Below are 17,218 nucleotides of genomic sequence, written 5' to 3'. Positions count from 1 at the left end.
AGGATGAACCTTAGCCGGTCTTTTTGGCGTAAAAGAGAGAGAAATATACTGGAAATATTTAACATAGAAAATTAAGGCAAAATGTTATTATATGGTATTGTTAAAAAATTTACTCCTCATGGCTGAAAATTTTTGACCTTTATTGACTTTTGTTTCTGAATATGATAATATATTGCTGACAAAACCAATAGATGCCTGTTCCATAAGAAGACAGATATCCGAAAGGAGCTGAGGCATATGCCGTTTTTGTGGTACGATCCTACCATGATACTGCTTCTCCCAGCAATCTTGCTGGCGATGTATGCCCAATTCAAAGTGCAAAGCACCTTTGCCAAGTACTCTAGTATCCCTGCACGCAGCGGGCTGACAGGCGCCGAGGTAGCTCGAGAGATCCTCCGCGACAACAGGATTTACGATGTAAGAGTTGAGCTGACGCCTGGCATACTTACAGACCACTATGATCCGCACAACAAGGTATTAAGGCTTTCTCCTCAAGTATACAACTCCAGCTCTCTGGCAGCCTTGGGAGTGGCAGCACACGAAGCGGGGCATGTAATACAGCATCAATATGGGTACGTACCTTTTAATATCCGCACGCTTATCGTACCGGTTGCTGCTATCGGTTCGCAGCTAGCATTTCCGCTGTTGTTCTTAGGACTGGTCTTTGGGCTCAGAGAACTGGCTCAAATAGGAGTTATAGCCTTCAGCGCAGCTGTACTGTTTCAGCTGGTCACTCTCCCTGTAGAATACAACGCAAGCAGCAGAGCCATTGAAGCGCTGGAAGTAGGAGGGTACCTCACCAGAGAGGAGACACCGCATACACGAAAAGTGCTGAGCGCTGCAGCTCTCACCTACGTGGCAGCTACTCTGACAGCGGTGCTACAATTGCTCAGGCTCATGCTGATATCAGGATTCTTCGGCAGAAGGGATGATTAAAATTAAGAAAATGAAAAGTCGGGGCTTTCGCCCCGACTTAGTTTTATTCACGCAAAACCCTTTTCAACACCTCAATAGAATAATCAATATCATCATAGGTCAAGGCATCCGATACCTGAATCCTTATTCTGGCCTGACCTTCAGGAACCACTGGATATCCAAATCCCACTACATATACCCCTTCTTCCAGCATCCTGGCAGCAATCCTCATAGCTTTTGCTGTGTCATAGATCATAATTGGAATGATGGCGCTATCACCCTCAAGCGCTGCGATGCCGGCTTTCTTCAGTTGCTCCCTAAAATACTTCACTTTTTGGCGCAGTGAACGCACCTTCTCAGGATGCTCTTCTAAATATTCTAGGGCTGCAAGAGCAATAGCAGCCAGCACAGGTGGCAATGAATTGGAAAATAAATGGGGCCTTGACCGTTGTATGCATAAATCGATAACTTCTTTTCGTCCTGCAACAAAGCCTCCTCCTGCTCCTCCCAGAGCCTTGCCAAACGTACCGGTTATAATATCAACTTGACCAAGCATATTGTAATATTCCGCAGTACCACGACCAGTATCGCCAATAACGCCTGTTGCATGGGAATCATCCACCATAACAACAGCATCGTATTTCCTTGCCAGCTCTACAATGCCAGGCAGAGGTGCAATATCCCCTTCCATAGAAAAAACCCCATCAGTAACAATAAGTGCCACACCGCCCCCTGAAGTGACTTCTTTTAGCTTTTCTTCAAGTGAATTCAAATCCGCATGGCGGTACACCAAACGTTGTACACCTTTTGAGACCAGCCTGCACCCATCTATAATGCTGGCATGGTTTAATTCGTCAGATATCACAGCATCCCCCTCATTCAACAGAGCTGGAATAACAGCCGTATTGGCACTCCAGCAAGAGGTATACGTTAACGCTGCCTCAGTATGAAGAAATTCTGCCACCTTATTTTCCAAAGACCGGTGTATATCGTATGTTCCGCAAATAAATCTAACGCTGGCCGCTCCTGTCCCGTACTTCTTGAGCGCTTCGATCCCTTTCTCAATAAGCTGAGGATGATCCGCCAACCCCAGGTAATTGTTTGAACACAGCATAACAACATCGCCATATTTTTCAATGGTACTTCTGCCGCCTACTGATGATACAAGATACTGATACTCCTTGTATGTCCCCTCTTTCCTCAATGAATCAAGCTGAGTTTTAATTCTCTCATAAAGCCGGCTGCTCATAAAAAACACCTCCCTTTTATTTTGAAACCTTGAGCAAAACTTTTATTGCTTTATTTGCCTCCATCTCCATAAACCCCTTCTCTACATCCTCAAAATCCAGCACATGGGTAATAATGGGATCTATCACCTTGCCATTTTTCAAAAGAAAGCTCTCGCATTGATACCAGGTTTCAAACATCCTTCGTCCTGTAATACCACGTATGGTGATCCCCTTGAATATTATCTGTTCGGCCAGATTGAGTTCCACTTCACGGGGCGGAATGCCAAGCAAGCTGACCTCGCCACCATTGCTTAAAAGCTCCAAGCCCAACCTTAATGATTGGCCATTCCCGCTCATTTCAAGAAAAACATCCGGCCCCAGTCCATCAGTGTAATCCAGAATCTTTCGCCTGATATCTGAGTCATAAAAATCCAAGACATGATCAGCGCCTACCTTAAGGGCAATCTCCCTTTTAAAAGGGTTTGGCTCCACCACTATAACCTTTTTGGCCCCACTTTCTTTAGCGATGGGAATAGCGAAAAGCCCTATGGAACCTGCGCCAGTTATGAGAACGTTCTTCATGCTTACCGGCTGAGCCATAACGGTGTGCATAGCGTTTCCCAGCGGATCAAATAAAGCACCATAAAAGTCGGGAATATCAGGATGTACCGGCCAGACGTTCTCGGCAGGAACGCATACGAACTCAGCAAAACAGCCATTTCTATCAACACCGAGTATCTTCACATCCTTGCAAATATGCCCCTGACCATTTCTGCAATACTTACAATGACCACACGTTATATGCCCTTCAGCTGATACCCTTTGCCCTATCCGTAAATGCTTCACATTTTTGCCCAGCGCATATATCGTCCCAATGAACTCATGACCTATAATGAGGGGAGGTTTAACTCTGCTCTCCGCCCAGGCATCCCACCTGTAAATATGCAAATCAGTACCACAAATTCCAGCAATGTTTACCTTAATAAGCACCTCACCGGGAGCAGGTTCAGGAATGGCATCAGTGGTGATCTCTATCCCCCGGCCGGGCCCTTGCTTTTTTACAACATTCATTGCGGACATCTCAATTCCTCCCCCCACAGAGATTATAGTACGCTCTCGAAAAGTCTGAGAGCCTTATTTTAGCTTGTTTGCAGGTTCGGTCTTGGGACTTCACCCCATAATTATTCTGCAAGGTTGCTCTACAAAATCAATCGTTGTGCCTATGTTGCTCAGCTACTTTTCGAGAGTATTCATTATAGAAATAGTTAGCAGTTACATTTACAAAGCTTGTTTAATATATAGAACTTTGAGTTTATTATATTAAATAAACTATGCTCTGTCAATCCAAAAAATTCTTAAATTTCAATAGTTGACCTCTGTGGCAGACAGGTCTATAATACAATTGCCGCTATAAACCGAAAACAAAAATGATTTAGCTGCAAAAAATTCACTCGTTTAAATGTTGCTTGACAAAGCAGTACCTAACTTTTAATTTGGGGTATGATCGCCTCAAAACCGTTAAAGTATGCATTAGCTTCTTTTTCAACTGCACTGACGCCAGGTTCGTTTTGATCAACAAAATGATCAAACTATTTTGTTTATAAGGTGGGGAGTTTACAATGGACAAAAGGCAACCACCGGCCATTGGGAAAAACATTGCCAACTACAGAAAGCAAAAAGGGATGAGCATGGATGAACTGGCCAAGAGGTCAGGGGTATCCAAATCCATGCTTTCTCAAATTGAACAGGAAAAGACCAACCCCACAGTAGTTACATTGTGGAAGATCGCCAATGCTCTAAATATACCTATGGAATACCTGTTAAAGACCCAGTCTGTTTCACAGATAGAAGTGCTGAGAAGGGATGATGCACCTATCTTCTATTCAGAGGATCGTTCCTGCCTTATACGCGTAAATTCACCCGTACACATGATAGACAACCTTGAACTCTATGATATGACTTTTAAACCCAGGGGCAAACTCCATTCAAAGCCACATTTTCCCAACGCCGAAGAATTTTTAACCGTCATCACCGGAAGATTCAAGGTTACCGCAGGTGAAAGTTCAGCTATATTAAACGAAGGAGACACGGGAAGATACAAGGCCGACAGGGAACACATCATAGAGAATTTAACAGACCAGGAAGCAAAAGCTTATCTGGTAGTGTGGTTCCCCCAATAGTTTTGACATCATTGCTTCTACATATAGCATTTGTACCTGGTCAAAAGAAAAACCGCTCTCTTAAGGAGCGGTTTTCTGCTTTTACGATTAATGACTATTCCTCAACGTAACTTTGCTTAGCACAAAACAACCCTATTTCACCACTATCCTGTGATACGCCTTTTTGCCCTTGCGTACCAGCAAGCTGCCATCTCGCAGATCCTGTTCGGTCAGCTGGCGTTCGATGCTGTCCACCCTTTCGCCGTTTATATAAAGCCCGCCCTGTGCAACCAGACGTCTGCCTTCACCCTTGGACGGGATAAACCCTATGCTGTACAACAAATCAATCACGTTGGAATTTTGCCTGTACTCCTCCATCGTTATCTCAGTTGTGGGCACGGCATCCAAATCCCCGCCACTACCAAAGAGAGCCTCGGCAGCCATCTGCGCCTTTCGCGCTTCTTCTTCACCGTGCACGTTCTTGGTGACCTCATACGCCAATACTTTCTTTGCCTCGTTTATCCTCTCGCCCGGAAGGCTTGCCAGGCGGTTTACCTCTTCCATGGGCAAGAACGTGAGAAGCGCAAGGCACTTTCTCACATCCGCATCGGCTATATTCCTCCAGTATTGATAGAAATCGTACGGGCTGGTCTTATTGGGATCAAGCCATATAGCCCCTGCCCTGGTCTTGCCCATCTTCTGCCCATCGCTGGTGGTAAGCAGGGTAAAGGTGATGCCGTACGCCTCCGCTCCTTCCACCCTGCGAATGAGGTCAACTCCTGCCAATATGTTGGACCACTGGTCATCTCCACCCATTTGAAGACGGCAGCCATACCTCCTGTAAAGCTCAAGGAAGTCATAGCTCTGCATCAGCATGTAATTGAATTCCAGGAAGGACAAACCGCGCTCTAATCGGGCTTTAAAGCACTCAGCAGTCAACATGCGGTTTACCGAAAAATGCACGCCTATCTCCCTTAAAAACTGTATATAGTTAAGGTTAAGCAACCAGTCGGCATTGTTAACCATAATAGCTTTGCCTTCAGAAAAATCCAGGAATCTGGAGAGCTGCTTTTTAAAAGCCTCGGCATTCTTTGCAATAGTCTCTGCGCTCATCATCTCGCGCATATCGGTACGGCCGCTGGGGTCACCTACCATGGCAGTACCGCCACCGATAAGGGCAATAGGCCTGTGGCCGGCCCGCTGCATGTGCGTCATTACCATGATTTGGATAAAATGTCCCACGTGCAGGCTGTCAGCCGTTGGATCAAAGCCTATGTAAAAAGTAACGGGTTCCCGTCCCAGCAGCTCCCTTACCTCTTCCTCGTGGGTAACCTGTGCGATGTACCCTCTTTCTTTTAATACATCATAAATGTTTGCCACTTCGATTCCTCCAACCTGTGTAATATTTTTGTTTATTTTAGTAATTTTCTCGCTCAACAGTTAGCTTTTCACAACATTTTAACTTATAAAACGCAGAAATTCAAGCACCAGGTTAAATTCAAACATCTTGATGCTAGTAATTTGCTTTGCGTACCTTCATTCTTTTGGATTTGACGCTAAGCAATGTCTCATCAGCTTTTTTGCCGGCAACAGCGCTTAACCTTTCCATTCCCATGGAGATAACATAACCAACCAGGAAAAATACGACGCTCAATACAAGCTGCCCTGTGCTCGAAAAATTAGCGGGAATGATCAAAAGCGTCGAAGCCACAACGATACCCAGAATGATATGGGTGATAAACTCTCGGTATCTCTCCAGCAGAAAATGGACAAACCGGGCTAAAAGCACAGCCGACAACGCAATACCCACAAGCAGAGGCAAAATAACATCCATTTTCATATCAGCGATCCCGGCTGCCATCGGCTGATAAAGCCCCAGGAATATGAGTATGGAGGATGAACTCAAGCCGGGTATTATTATGCTCAATCCCCATATTACGCCGCACAGAAAATACCATCCTGCATTGGGCGTAATTTCAATGGGTTTTTCTGCTTTCAGAGACAGCAAAAACGCATAAAAGGTGATCAAGCTTATCACAAAATACGACCACGAGACGGCACCCGTGCTCTTTTTTTCCGCCTCACGAAACAGCGAAGGAAACATTCCGCCAATCAGGCCCACAAACAGAGAAGCCGCCAATGCGGAAGACGTATTGAACAACACCTCTACAGCCCTTGCAAGCCCCAAAAAACCTATGGCCCATCCTATCATAATGGGTATGAACAATCTATAATACATAATCAAAGATCGTATAGGATGCGAAAGCAATGCGATCATGGGCTGGTATATACCGAAAGCTACGCACAGAACGCCACCGCTAATACCCGGTAATATAGCACTGCTCCCTACCAGTGCACCCTGTATAATCCGCAGGGCCCACAACCCAACAGGAAAATTTAAAGCTGGAAATTTAATATTCCCCATGCCGCTATATCACTTCTTTCTATTGGTTTTTTATTTTTATATTAACAGAAAATTGGCATTTAGGCCAGCCTTCAAATTCAAAAATATTACCAGTAAATTACATGAAATTTGTCCTTTTTAGTTTTTTAGTTAAAGCACAAAAAGTTGAAGTTTTTGTTTTAGGTCTTCTATATAATACTTAGAAGATCTATCAGTCTGTTCAAAAGCGTATACAACAGGTTTTATCCCCTTACGCTCACATTGATGTTTGACTTTTTTTGAAAATTTCCTGGCTATCAACGCCCCAGCAACACATTCTTCTCCCATTTCCTTAATATAACTTTCCAATTGTTCAATATCCTTTTCTTTCGCATCGCCGGTCTTCACTTCCAAAATGATTTTCTTAGAATAACCCACAGGCACACGATTCTTTATAAGAATGTCAACATGCCCTTCAGCTAAAGCTTTTTCACCGAGAACTTCAAAATCCTCAGCACGGAAACCAGTTAACTTGAAACCCTCAAACAAAGCTTGGAGATTTTCATTCTCTGATAAATGCTGTCTTATCAAAGACTGAAGAATAATTTCTTGGAAATAGAAAATCTCCGGTGCCATTTGAAGCTTTTTATCCCATACGATGGCAGGAATAAATGTTTCGTAACCATCTATCATCAATTGATCAAGCGGTTTGGTGTAAATTTGACCCATTTGAGATACTGATTGCAAAGTAGTCTGATCAGCTTGAAAATGTGTCTTTCGATAGCCACCTCTTAATAGTAGATTTTCAGCTACATATGCAAATTCTGGTTTAACCATCGATTCAACAAATTGACGAATCGGCTCCAAGTAAAGCCGAAAAGGAAAATAATACGTCTTTCCGGAGCTAAAAGTAATTGGCGGCCATGGAGGAAGTTCATGGGCGTTCTTCAAAGCCTCCTTTTTTCTAACCTTATATAGATTATAAACTTTTGCACCATACAAAAATGACACAAAATCGCCTTCCTGAATTTCCATAAAAGTCCACAAGCCATTGATGCTATTCGTAAAACCTGCCAGTGCATATTTTATACATAAATCCAAATTCGTTTTATTAGAGACAGAAATTAGGAAATATGCCATATCAAAACCTCCTACAAAAAGCTATCGAAAAGCTCGTTGCTCCATTGTCTGAGCTGGGTTATCTTTTCGCTCCACCCTGCTGGGTTCCACATGCGCAGGTCATTTGCCATCATCTCCACCGAAAGCACATCGGCAAAACCGTATTTTTCGATCACTGTCCGTCGTCCCTCAGGAGTTATTGAACCCCAGATTAGCACGGCTCCATCCACACGAACCTCGTGACCCCTTGCCTTAACCTTATATGATTCAGGATATCTTGCCAAGTGCAAAAATTTCAAAAAAGCCGTATTTCGATGATGTTCAAGCTGCCATGCATCAGTGAGGCGTAAATATCTGTAATTTTGAAATTCCAGCTCGCACTTCACCTCGGCCACAAAAACTTTACCGGTTTTTCGATGGCAAAGAGTGAAATCGAGAGTATGTCCTCGCATTTCGCCGGGAGCATACACGGTAGGCCGTCCCAGATCTTCATAAGGTGCTTGAGGACAACTACACCAGTATCTAACAAGTTCTTCACCAAATATACCGAAAAGGCGTGAGAGAAATTTATCTCTTACTGGGTCTCCACTATGAAAAATTTTATCAAAGTTAATTGTCATAGGTAACCAATCCTTTTTCCACTCATGCCCGCAATTTCTGCAAAAATAATCCGGGCTATCTTCCATGATGACGCAGCCACCCAGTTTTACCTCTCCGGCTTCAGCCCTCTTGAAAAGCTCATAGGTCGGCAAGCCATATATAATTTCCCCGCAATCTGTGGAACCGCATTTTGGGCATTTCACACAATCTGTCATAAGCTTTACTCCTCCTACTCTGCAAAGCGCCAACTTCCCCATGTGACAAACATAAACCAGTTATTAAAATCAAACAACAATTATTTCCAGACTGTATTTTTTAAAGCTATTCTAATACCCTACACAATACCGCCTGCTCCAATCCTCGTCATCCCTGTACCCGTCCAGCAAATCATCCGCTATTTGCAATATAACATCTTTCAACTCGACCTTCTCGATCCACTCGGCAGGAATACGGCTCAATCCCAGATATGCCCCTAATATACTGCCGGTTATGGCACCGGTACTATCGCTGTCTCCATCGTGGTTTACTGCAGCAATCAATGCTTTCTTGAAATCATCCCTGTATTTCAATGCACAATATGTTGCTATCCCCAAAGCCTCCTCGCCAACCCAGCCTTCACCAAGCTGTGAAATGGCATCTATATCGGATATATCGCTTTTTGATAGTTCAAGAGCCCTGTTCAAACTTCGGAGGCATTCCTCACTTCCCCTATACCCTTTCAGCTTCTCAATAGCAGCCTTTACCACTGCTTCAATATCTTCTCCTTCTATAATCAAGGCAATCATGTAAGCCAGGGCACCGGCGGACAAATAACCAGATGGATGACCGTGGGTGATGGCTGCAAACTCGGCCGCCTTCTCAAAAGCCTCATCCTTTGGATAAAACAAACCTGCCGGCGCAACCCGCATCACTCCACCACATCCTTTGCTGTTGTTAATGGGATTATCAATAGTACCCCGCTTACCGCTCGATAACGCTGATAAACAGGTATTGCCAGGCCCCCTCCTCGAATGAAGCTCTTTTACACTATACAGCCAACCATTATATATACCTTCATAAAGTCCATCAATTAAGCCGTTCACTGGGACTTCAAAATATTCCTGTGTGTGCGACCACCTTAAATAAGCACGATACACAGATGTAGTAGCATCACAATTGCCTCTGGCCCTCCGCGCAGCTTCTGCCAGGAGTATGCCCTCGGCAGTAAACAGCGTCATCTGCGTATCGTCGGTGATCTGGGCTTTACCGCTTATACCCACAACAAGGTCGGTAATACCGTCTTCACCGTATTTCCTCTTTATCTCATTTGTATGCATAAACTCTACAGGCCACCCCAAAGCGTCGCCAACTGCTCCGCCCAGCAAACAACCCCTGAAATGGTCCCTATCCCTTTTCATAGCTTTTACCTCCCAAGCTGTATTGCCTAATCTACAACAAGTTCTCCCTCAACTTCTCCACAAAAGGGACATCCGCAGGCGCGAAATCATAATTCACAAGCTCATGCGGTTCAACCCACTCCGCGCGGCTGTGTACCTTCAATTTGCATTGACCGCCTTTAAAACGGGCTTTATATGCAATCAGACTTATAGTTTCGGTACCGTAGGTGTATACGCTCTCACCAAAAAACCCATCCACTTCGATATCTATATCAAGCTCTTCCTTGATTTCGCGCTTTAAACACTCCTCTGGCGTTTCCCCGTCCTCGATTTTCCCGCCGGGGAACTCCCACTTGCCTGCCAGCTTTTGCCCTTCTGCTCGTTGGGCTATAAGTATTTTATTGTTTTTTATGATGATGGCTGCAGCAACGTCCTTCACCGTTATTGTCACCTGCCTACAAAAAGGTCTTCTCGATATTGAATTCGCCATAAAAGACAAAATCATGCATAAAAATTAAAATATCCAGCTAAATTATACCATAAATTCACATGGTTTTTATCATATTGTAAACACATTATAGATTTTTCTTCTTTTAAACTTTACCTTACGCATTCTTCCTCCCCGATGTCTTAAAAACCTTTTCAATCCTTTTAGACTTTTGGACTTATTGAAATTTTTAGTTGAACAATATGTCAATACATGCTAAAATAGAGACGTAAATCATCAAAAATTAAAAAACTTCTTATCGTAACATTAAGCCGCCTTATCAAGAGTCAGGGTAGAGAGTTGGCTCGATGACCCTGTACCAACCTGCAGCCAGGAGGCTGTAAGGTGGTAAAGCCAACATCGATAAGGAGGTGGTCGGATGAGCGAATGATAGCCTTCTTGTCGGGTGAGCGGCAAGAAGGCTTTTATATTTGTCATGCTGTTTACTGTCGCACCACCACGTCTGTCCACTACAACTTCATATCTATGCATGCATGTGCTTTTTAAGTCACGCTGCTTTGCCATCAAAATCTAAAAAATAGCGTTACATATTTTGACCGGATGGTCCTAGCGAGTTTTACCCTCAAAACAGACTGTTTTCTGTACCCTACGTTTTTGTTTTTCATAAGTAAAACACAGGCAAAGTTTTATGAAAGAGGAGGTAATCACCATGAATATAAGGAAAACGGGGCATGCATATACCATCATTCCTGTGTGCGGGAAAAAATATCGGGTAGCGATGATACTATCTGAGCATGATACTTTCGAGGAAGCCATGGAAGCCCTGCTGGATGCTATGAAAAAGGAATCGGATGAAATAAGGAAAATCGAACATGAAGAATTGGAAAAACAAGGGATAAAGGGGCGAACGTTGGAAGAGGTCATAAAGGATATGACCCCCGAAGAGCTGGAGGCATTCAAAAAGGAAAGGTACGAGAAATTCGTAAAACCCCTCCTGGATGAAAACATCAGCGCTCTGGAAAGATTGAAAAGGCGACTCAACTTAAAGCGCATAAAATAACCTACTTCTATCAATTCTGGCTTAGACACTTCCCATATCCATCTTAAATATAAATCAGCCAACAACTTTATAAATAAGCTACATAATAAGCCGCCAACTCACAAAAATTTATAAAAGAGCACCTCCTGGCTTAAAGCGAGGTGCTCTTTTTCTGGCGGAGAGAGTGGGATTCGAACCCACGGTGCGCTCATCACGCACACACGATTTCGAGTCGTGCGCCTTCAACCACTCGGCCATCTCTCCATACCACCTATTTTTCTCTTCTCTTTCTGAAAAAATCCTGCATTATCCGCCTGCATTCCTCCTCCATTACACCGCCCACTACTTCTACCTGGTGATTAAACCGCGGGTCCTGGAGAAGGTTATACAGGCTGCCAGCACAACCTGCCTTGGGATCCATTGCACCAAACACAACCCTTTGGATCCTGGCCTGTATAATAGCCCCTGCGCACATCGGACAGGGTTCTATAGTAACATATAATTCACATCCTGTCAACCTCCACCCGCCCAGATACCGAGCTGCCTCCCTTATGGCAACCATCTCCGCATGGAGGGTGGGGTCTCTACCGGTTTCCCTGAGGTTATGCCCCCTGGCTATGATTTCCCCATCCTTCACTACAACAGCACCTATGGGGACTTCATCCATATCGTACGCCTTTTGAGCCTCCAACAGCGCTTGCTCCATAAAACGCCGGAACAATAAAACCACACCCTGTCAACGCTCAGCTCCTTCATTATTATGGCACAATGTATTCAGAAAATCAATATACAAAATATATGTGCTTTTGTTTACGTTCGCCAACCAAAATGTGCTCAAAATGTGATAAAATATAATAAATCCTTCAGGGGGATGGGGGAAAGGGCATGCATAGGGAAACCGTACTGGTTGTGGATGATGAAAAGGAAATTGCAGAGCTGGTGAGGGATTATCTTGAACTGGACGGCTTCAACGTCATACTGGCCTTTGACGGACAAGAGGCTCTTGAAAAATACGATAACCACCAGCCTGATGTAGCCATTTTGGACATAATGCTGCCAAAGCTGGACGGCATGGAAGTGTGCAAGGCCATACGAGCCAAATCCGCCATTCCCATAATCATGTTAAGCGCCAAAAAAAGCGATGCCGACAAGATACTGGGCCTGGGTCTGGGAGCCGATGACTATGTAACCAAACCTTTTAGCCCAAAGGAGCTGGTTGCACGGGTCAAAGCTCAGTTGAGGCGCTACAGGCAATTTACATATGCCCCAAGGAAGGCTGAAGTCCTGTCATTCCATGACCTACTCATCGACCTCAACGGCCATACCGTATATGTAGAAGGCCGACCCGTATCTTTATCCACAAAGGAGTTTGAAATCTTAAGGTTTTTGGCCTTACATCCCAACCAGGTGTTTACCCGAGAAGAGATATTCAAGCACGTATGGGGTTATAACGAATACGGGGATATAAATACCGTTACTGTCCACATAAGCAAGATAAGGGAAAAAATCGAGAAAGATCCCTCAAACCCCGTGTACATACAAACTGTATGGGGTGTGGGTTACAAATTTACAGGAGGGGACACATGAGGTTCACTTTTCGCACAAAGTTGATATTATCCTTTCTAAGCATTATAACCATACCTGTCATCATCACTCTAATATTTATAAACCTGGCCACCGTAAACATAAAGACCGATCCCGAAATAATCAGGTTTTCCAAGATAGAGTTAAGGTTCCAAAAAATTATAGATCTGGTTACACAAAACTATTTCAATATCCAGAATTATGACCAATTTTATGCAATTGTAAGCCCGGTTCTCAGGGAAACGGGCTGCAGGTTGCAGGTCATCGACAGCTCCGGGCGGCTGCTCTTTGACTCGGAAGACAGGGAGGGCTCTCTCGACAACAGAATTCTCAAAGTAAAGATCTCCGACGGCTTTGCTTTAAATCTAGAAGAAGACATAAACGGCATGAACCAGTACTCTTTCCCTGTTAAGATCGACGATAAAGTAGTGGGCAGCATAATAATCCAGTATGACCTGGATATGCTCCCTCCAAAAGTGCTTCATAAAGTGATTCTGTATATAGGCGGAAGCTATATGCTGGGCCTGACATCCCTCGTGATACTGATAATCCTGCTGTCCTGGCTTATCTCGCGAAGCATCCTGGTACCTTTAAGCGAACTGAATTCAGCCATACAAAACATATCCCAGGGTAATCTCGATTTCACTATAGTATACAGCAAAAACGATGAGCTGGGACGCCTCTGTCAGGCCTTTGAGCTGATGAGGCGCAAGCTAAAGGAATCCCTGGAAAAACAAAACATGTATGAGAATTCCCGTAAGGCCATCATCGCCAGCATATCCCATGACCTGCGCACCCCCATTGCATCAATTAAAGGATATGTGGAAGCGCTACAGGACGGGTTAGCACGGGATCCAGAAAAATTCAACCGGTATCTCAGCATAATAAAAGACAAAACAGACAAGCTTGACCGCCTGATAGACGACCTTTTCCACTTTTCACAGATTGAGCTAGGAAAACTGCATATGGATTTCAAGGTGCAAAACAGCAGAATAATGCTGGAAGAGATACTCTCGCCCATTGAGGTTGAGGCCAAAAACAGCTCATTCCAGCTCGTAGTGCAGCGCCCATTACCCGAGGTGTATATCAAAGCAGATAGCAAAAGAATATCGCAGGTTATAGACAACATAGTTGAAAATTCCAGGCGGTACATACCAAATGATGGGCAAATTATAATAGGTTCCAGGGTTTCAGGGACTTCCCTTGAAGTTTTCGTTAAGGATAATGGAGAGGGTATCTCCCCCGAAGACCTCCCCCATATATTTGAAAGCTTTTACCGTGGAGAGAAATCCCGCTCGCAGAATTACGGAGGCATCGGGTTGGGCCTGGCAATATGCAAACACATAATCGAGGAACACAGCGGCAGGATATGGGCAGAGAGTGTCAAAGGGCAAGGCACCACCATCTACTTTACCCTCCCCATAATCAACAGTCAGCATACTGAAGCCGGTTTGACCCAATGAACATTATTTTGTGCCTTTGATGATGTAAAGCGGTATTAAAATAGCCTGTAAAGCTTATATTTATATTATCGAATTGTTCCGTTAATTAATATTAACATTCAACAAAAACATTAATAATCTATAAAGATTTGTTTTGCGAAACCTCTCAATAAGTCAATATACGCTCAATACTAAAAAATTTAAGAAAGGAGCCTTAAAATGCGATTTTTAGTCAAACAGAAAATATTCTCGTTTGGAGATAACTTCGTCATTAAGGATGACCAGGGGAATGATCGCTTTATAGTAAGGGGCAAAGTGTTTGCCCTGGGAGATAAGCTGAGGATCTACGACATGCAGGGTCAAGAGCTGTTTTACATCGAACAAAAATTGCTACGGCTCTTGCCCGAATATACCATATACAAGTCGGGCCAAGCCGTAGCAACAGTAAAAAAGGAATTTACCTTTTTTAAGCCGCGGTTTAGTATCTGGAGCACGTACGGGAACTACACCATCCAGGGCAATTTTTGGGGCATGGACTTCTCAATCCTCAAAAACGGCAGGCAAGTGGCACAGGTATCCAAGCGGTGGCTGTCTTTTGGAGATACCTACGGCGTAGATATTGTAGATGATGAGGACTACGCTTTCATACTGACCCTGGTAATCGTAATAGATCAGGTACTCCATGATGACAGGCATAATAATCGGTAATGAATAGGGGGAACATCAATGCCAATGCATACCAGCAACAGTAGCCTTACCGTTGTGAACTACCCCCACCTGTATAGGTGGTAGTTTTATAAAAAATTTGGAGCGGAGAGTTCACACTCCTTCGACTTACTATCCCCCAAATGGCAGCCTCATCCGCTATTCTGAGGCATGTACATTTGCTATCACCCAGACAATATATCATCATATTTTTAGCAATTTATTTCCACCTTGTAAAAGATATTATTTTTGAGAAATTTCATAGTAACTACTTGTCTCAACAGTTAAAATTAAAACAGTATTTTGAAAAGCATATCAACAGCTTGTGCAAACTGGATCGATTTCGTCTAAAACGCTTTTCCCCACTGTTACAACAGCTTCAGCCACCTCAATATATCTTTATAATCTGCAAAATCCCCCACTATGGCGTGTGCACCGGCCTTCATCAAACGCCTGCGCTTAACCTCATTAATCCCCCTGCGGTTTATTTCATCGGTAGCGGCGCCCAGCGTCACAGCACCCACCTCTCGGCCCAATCCTATCTCCACTTTGCCATCGCCCACCACCAGCAACTGCTGCCCGCACAGCCCGCGCTCGGTGATCAACCTACGCAAAACCGCTTCTTTGGAACAGCTGGCTTGCCCCAATGGTGCACCCGCTATCTCTGTAAAATAATTGGCCAAGCCCAAAGCTTTTACCTCCCGAACCACATCGGGATGATCAGTCCCGCTAGCCACAAAAAGCTTTATACCCCTCGCTCGAAGTGCCTCCAAAAAATCCCTAATGCCACATATCATATAGTCCTCGGGCTTTTGCTCACCTTCTTCCAAAGCCTTTATACGCCCCTCAATCATATTCATAAGCCTGCGATTGTATTCGGCCTTATACCACCAGGGATCGTGCACTTTAGGATTTCTGCCGTAACGCTTGACCGCTTCAGCTAGCCATTGCATCTGAAATATAGTCTGAATACCTGTGGATTCGTCTATATATTCTTCAACCTCTCTCACCAAATTATCATCGGGTGGATAGGGACCGCTTATCATCTCTATCATCAGCGGTCGCATTACAGTCTCCCAGCCCTGTCTGAGCGTTGATATAGTACCGTCAAAATCAAACAGCGCTGCTTCAATACGTATCCTTGACTCAGGCAGAGATTCCAGTATTTCGATTGCGCTCACAGGTTCACCTCCATATACCTTTGTTTTATCTCCTCAGGGCTGGCAGTACCTGTTATCCCTATCTTGCGCACCGTTACTGCAGCCGCCAAGTTGCCAAGATAAGCAGCCTCGGGGCCGGTAGCACCCGCTGCCAAAGCCGCACAAAAAGCCGCCATAAACGCATCACCTGCCCCTACAATATCGATGGGCGGCCCAACCGGCTTTGTGGGAATCTCAGTAATAGCTCCTTTCTCCACCCATACAGCGCCTTTATCTCCCACCGTCATAAGTACCGGCCCTCCAACCTGTTCGGCCAGCTTCTTAGCTGCCCTGTACCAATCCTCCTTGTTGCACCTGCGCGGATCCAGCTGCGGTTCCACCGCTCTTATGGCTTCAACTTCGTTGGGCTTCACTATCACACTTTTATACCGCCCTATGCGCATCCTACTATCCACCACTATTAATTTTCCTTGAACAGCCAAATGCTCTATCTCACGAATTACTTTTTCTGTAATGACGCCATATTTCAGCTGATCCACCACGGCTATAACGTCAACTAAAGGCGCTATTTCCCTCAACCGCTCCATTAAAGCGACTTCGATATCATCCGGCAATGGCTTCCTGTTTTCAAAATCGATTCGCGGGTCTTCATAGACCACTTCGGATATACCATGGCGCCTGGGCTTACAATAAGCTGGAGTTACCCAATCCGGGGATGAAAGGATATACTCCGTAGACACACCGGCTGCCTGCAAAACCTTTAACAGTTGATCAGCCCGCCAATCCTTACCTATAGCCGAAATCAAACTTACTGAAGCCACACCTAAAGCCGCAAAATCCAAAGCTGTATTGGCTCCTGCGCCACCAGACATTCGCTCTTCCACAACCGGCAAAGGAAAATGGGGCGTTTCACGCGACAGCTCGCTCAGCGTCATATCAGCTTCCCAGTAAACGTCCAAACACGCATCCCCTATAAGCGCCACCTTTACGCTTCCAATGGCACCCAACAAATGCTCCAGACTAGAAAACGAAAAACCGGTATATGTATCAACCATTAAG

18 protein-coding genes, 1 tRNA gene and 1 riboswitch are annotated in these 17,218 nt (G+C 44.5%); of the genes, 7 read left to right on the top strand and 12 right to left on the bottom strand.

Translation table 11 applies throughout. From position 1 onward, the window contains the following. Positions 1-246 precede the first annotated feature (246 nt). A complete protein-coding gene (locus KVG29_RS07245; protein WP_420840537.1) occupies positions 247-936 on the top strand; it encodes a zinc metallopeptidase in 690 nt (229 codons plus the stop codon). A 43-nt stretch (positions 937-979) separates the two neighbouring features. Here KVG29_RS07245 and KVG29_RS07240 read toward each other — a convergent pair whose 3' ends face one another. Then, positions 980-2,164, bottom strand: a complete 1,185-nt coding sequence (locus tag KVG29_RS07240) for a glycine C-acetyltransferase (RefSeq protein ID WP_252227573.1) — start codon at positions 2,162-2,164, stop codon at positions 980-982. Positions 2,165-2,180: 16 nt separating this feature from the next. Next, on the bottom strand, positions 2,181-3,224 hold the full coding sequence (gene tdh / locus KVG29_RS07235) for an L-threonine 3-dehydrogenase (protein ID WP_252227572.1): 1,044 nt from the start codon (positions 3,222-3,224) through the stop codon (positions 2,181-2,183). A gap of 539 nt (positions 3,225-3,763) precedes the next feature. On the opposite strand from tdh, the gene KVG29_RS07230 reads away from it, so the two are divergent. After that, positions 3,764-4,324 (top strand): helix-turn-helix domain-containing protein, encoded by a 561-nt coding sequence (locus KVG29_RS07230; protein WP_252227571.1) that lies wholly within the window; start codon positions 3,764-3,766, stop codon positions 4,322-4,324. A gap of 132 nt (positions 4,325-4,456) precedes the next feature. On the opposite strand, the gene tyrS is transcribed toward KVG29_RS07230, so the two are convergent. The 6 genes from tyrS to mutT all read right to left on the bottom strand — a co-directional run bounded on the left by tyrS (position 4,457) and on the right by mutT (position 10,220). Beyond that, positions 4,457-5,683: a tyrosine--tRNA ligase gene (gene tyrS, locus KVG29_RS07225; protein ID WP_252227570.1), complete on the bottom strand. Its 1,227-nt coding sequence runs from the start codon at positions 5,681-5,683 to the stop codon at positions 4,457-4,459. A 133-nt stretch (positions 5,684-5,816) separates the two neighbouring features. Then, complete coding sequence (locus tag KVG29_RS07220; protein ID WP_252227569.1) at positions 5,817-6,728, bottom strand: DUF368 domain-containing protein; 912 nt, start codon at positions 6,726-6,728, stop codon at positions 5,817-5,819. Positions 6,729-6,857: 129 nt separating this feature from the next. Continuing rightward, positions 6,858-7,826 (bottom strand): PDDEXK family nuclease, encoded by a 969-nt coding sequence (locus tag KVG29_RS07215; RefSeq protein WP_252227568.1) that lies wholly within the window; start codon positions 7,824-7,826, stop codon positions 6,858-6,860. An 11-nt stretch (positions 7,827-7,837) separates the two neighbouring features. Continuing rightward, positions 7,838-8,620 (bottom strand): hypothetical protein, encoded by a 783-nt coding sequence (locus tag KVG29_RS07210; RefSeq protein ID WP_252227567.1) that lies wholly within the window; start codon positions 8,618-8,620, stop codon positions 7,838-7,840. Positions 8,621-8,731: 111 nt separating this feature from the next. After that, positions 8,732-9,802 (bottom strand): ADP-ribosylglycohydrolase family protein, encoded by a 1,071-nt coding sequence (locus KVG29_RS07205; RefSeq protein WP_252227566.1) that lies wholly within the window; start codon positions 9,800-9,802, stop codon positions 8,732-8,734. Between the two features lie 31 nt (positions 9,803-9,833). Then, positions 9,834-10,220 carry an 8-oxo-dGTP diphosphatase MutT gene (mutT, locus tag KVG29_RS07200; protein WP_252227565.1) on the bottom strand — a complete coding sequence of 129 codons (387 nt, stop codon included), beginning with the start codon at positions 10,218-10,220 and terminating at the stop codon, positions 9,834-9,836. 322 nt (positions 10,221-10,542) lie between these two features. Next, a riboswitch (SAM riboswitch) is annotated at positions 10,543-10,638 on the top strand. On the opposite strand from mutT, the gene KVG29_RS07195 reads away from it, so the two are divergent. Beyond that, entirely contained in the window at positions 10,614-10,775 is a 162-nt protein-coding gene (locus KVG29_RS07195) for a hypothetical protein (RefSeq protein ID WP_252227564.1), read from the top strand. Its footprint overlaps the riboswitch before it by 25 nt. Before the next feature lie 163 nt (positions 10,776-10,938). After that, on the top strand, positions 10,939-11,289 hold the full coding sequence (locus KVG29_RS07190) for a hypothetical protein (protein WP_252227563.1): 351 nt from the start codon (positions 10,939-10,941) through the stop codon (positions 11,287-11,289). 152 nt (positions 11,290-11,441) lie between these two features. On the opposite strand, the gene KVG29_RS07185 is transcribed toward KVG29_RS07190, so the two are convergent. Continuing rightward, a tRNA-Ser gene (locus KVG29_RS07185) sits at positions 11,442-11,532 on the bottom strand. Between the two features lie 7 nt (positions 11,533-11,539). Continuing rightward, positions 11,540-11,974 carry a tRNA adenosine(34) deaminase TadA gene (gene tadA, locus KVG29_RS07180; protein ID WP_252227562.1) on the bottom strand — a complete coding sequence of 145 codons (435 nt, stop codon included), beginning with the start codon at positions 11,972-11,974 and terminating at the stop codon, positions 11,540-11,542. Between the two features lie 179 nt (positions 11,975-12,153). Here tadA and KVG29_RS07175 point away from each other — a divergent pair, with 179 nt between their 5' ends. The 3 genes from KVG29_RS07175 (at position 12,154) to KVG29_RS07165 (ending at position 15,002) form a co-directional block, all read left to right on the top strand. Beyond that, on the top strand, positions 12,154-12,855 hold the full coding sequence (locus KVG29_RS07175; RefSeq protein ID WP_252227561.1) for a response regulator transcription factor: 702 nt from the start codon (positions 12,154-12,156) through the stop codon (positions 12,853-12,855). Further along, positions 12,852-14,315, top strand: a complete 1,464-nt coding sequence (locus KVG29_RS07170) for a HAMP domain-containing sensor histidine kinase (RefSeq protein ID WP_252227560.1) — start codon at positions 12,852-12,854, stop codon at positions 14,313-14,315. The genes KVG29_RS07175 and KVG29_RS07170 overlap by 4 nt, the downstream gene beginning before the upstream one ends. Before the next feature lie 198 nt (positions 14,316-14,513). Next, positions 14,514-15,002, top strand: a complete 489-nt coding sequence (locus tag KVG29_RS07165) for an LURP-one-related/scramblase family protein (RefSeq protein WP_252227559.1) — start codon at positions 14,514-14,516, stop codon at positions 15,000-15,002. A gap of 365 nt (positions 15,003-15,367) precedes the next feature. Here the strand turns inward: KVG29_RS07165 and KVG29_RS07160 are convergent, their stop codons facing one another. Together KVG29_RS07160 and KVG29_RS07155 are read right to left on the bottom strand one after the other, a co-directional pair. Continuing rightward, positions 15,368-16,180, bottom strand: a complete 813-nt coding sequence (locus KVG29_RS07160; protein ID WP_252227558.1) for an HAD family hydrolase — start codon at positions 16,178-16,180, stop codon at positions 15,368-15,370. Beyond that, positions 16,177-17,214 (bottom strand): bifunctional heptose 7-phosphate kinase/heptose 1-phosphate adenyltransferase, encoded by a 1,038-nt coding sequence (locus tag KVG29_RS07155; protein WP_252227557.1) that lies wholly within the window; start codon positions 17,212-17,214, stop codon positions 16,177-16,179. Before KVG29_RS07155 ends, KVG29_RS07160 begins: the two co-directional genes overlap by 4 nt. Positions 17,215-17,218 lie beyond the last annotated feature (4 nt).

The sequence above is a fragment of the Caldicoprobacter algeriensis genome, assembly GCF_023838525.1.
In the GTDB taxonomy this organism is placed as follows: domain Bacteria; phylum Bacillota; class Clostridia; order Caldicoprobacterales; family Caldicoprobacteraceae; genus Caldicoprobacter; species Caldicoprobacter algeriensis.
This window is presented reverse-complemented; position numbering and strand designations above follow the sequence as displayed.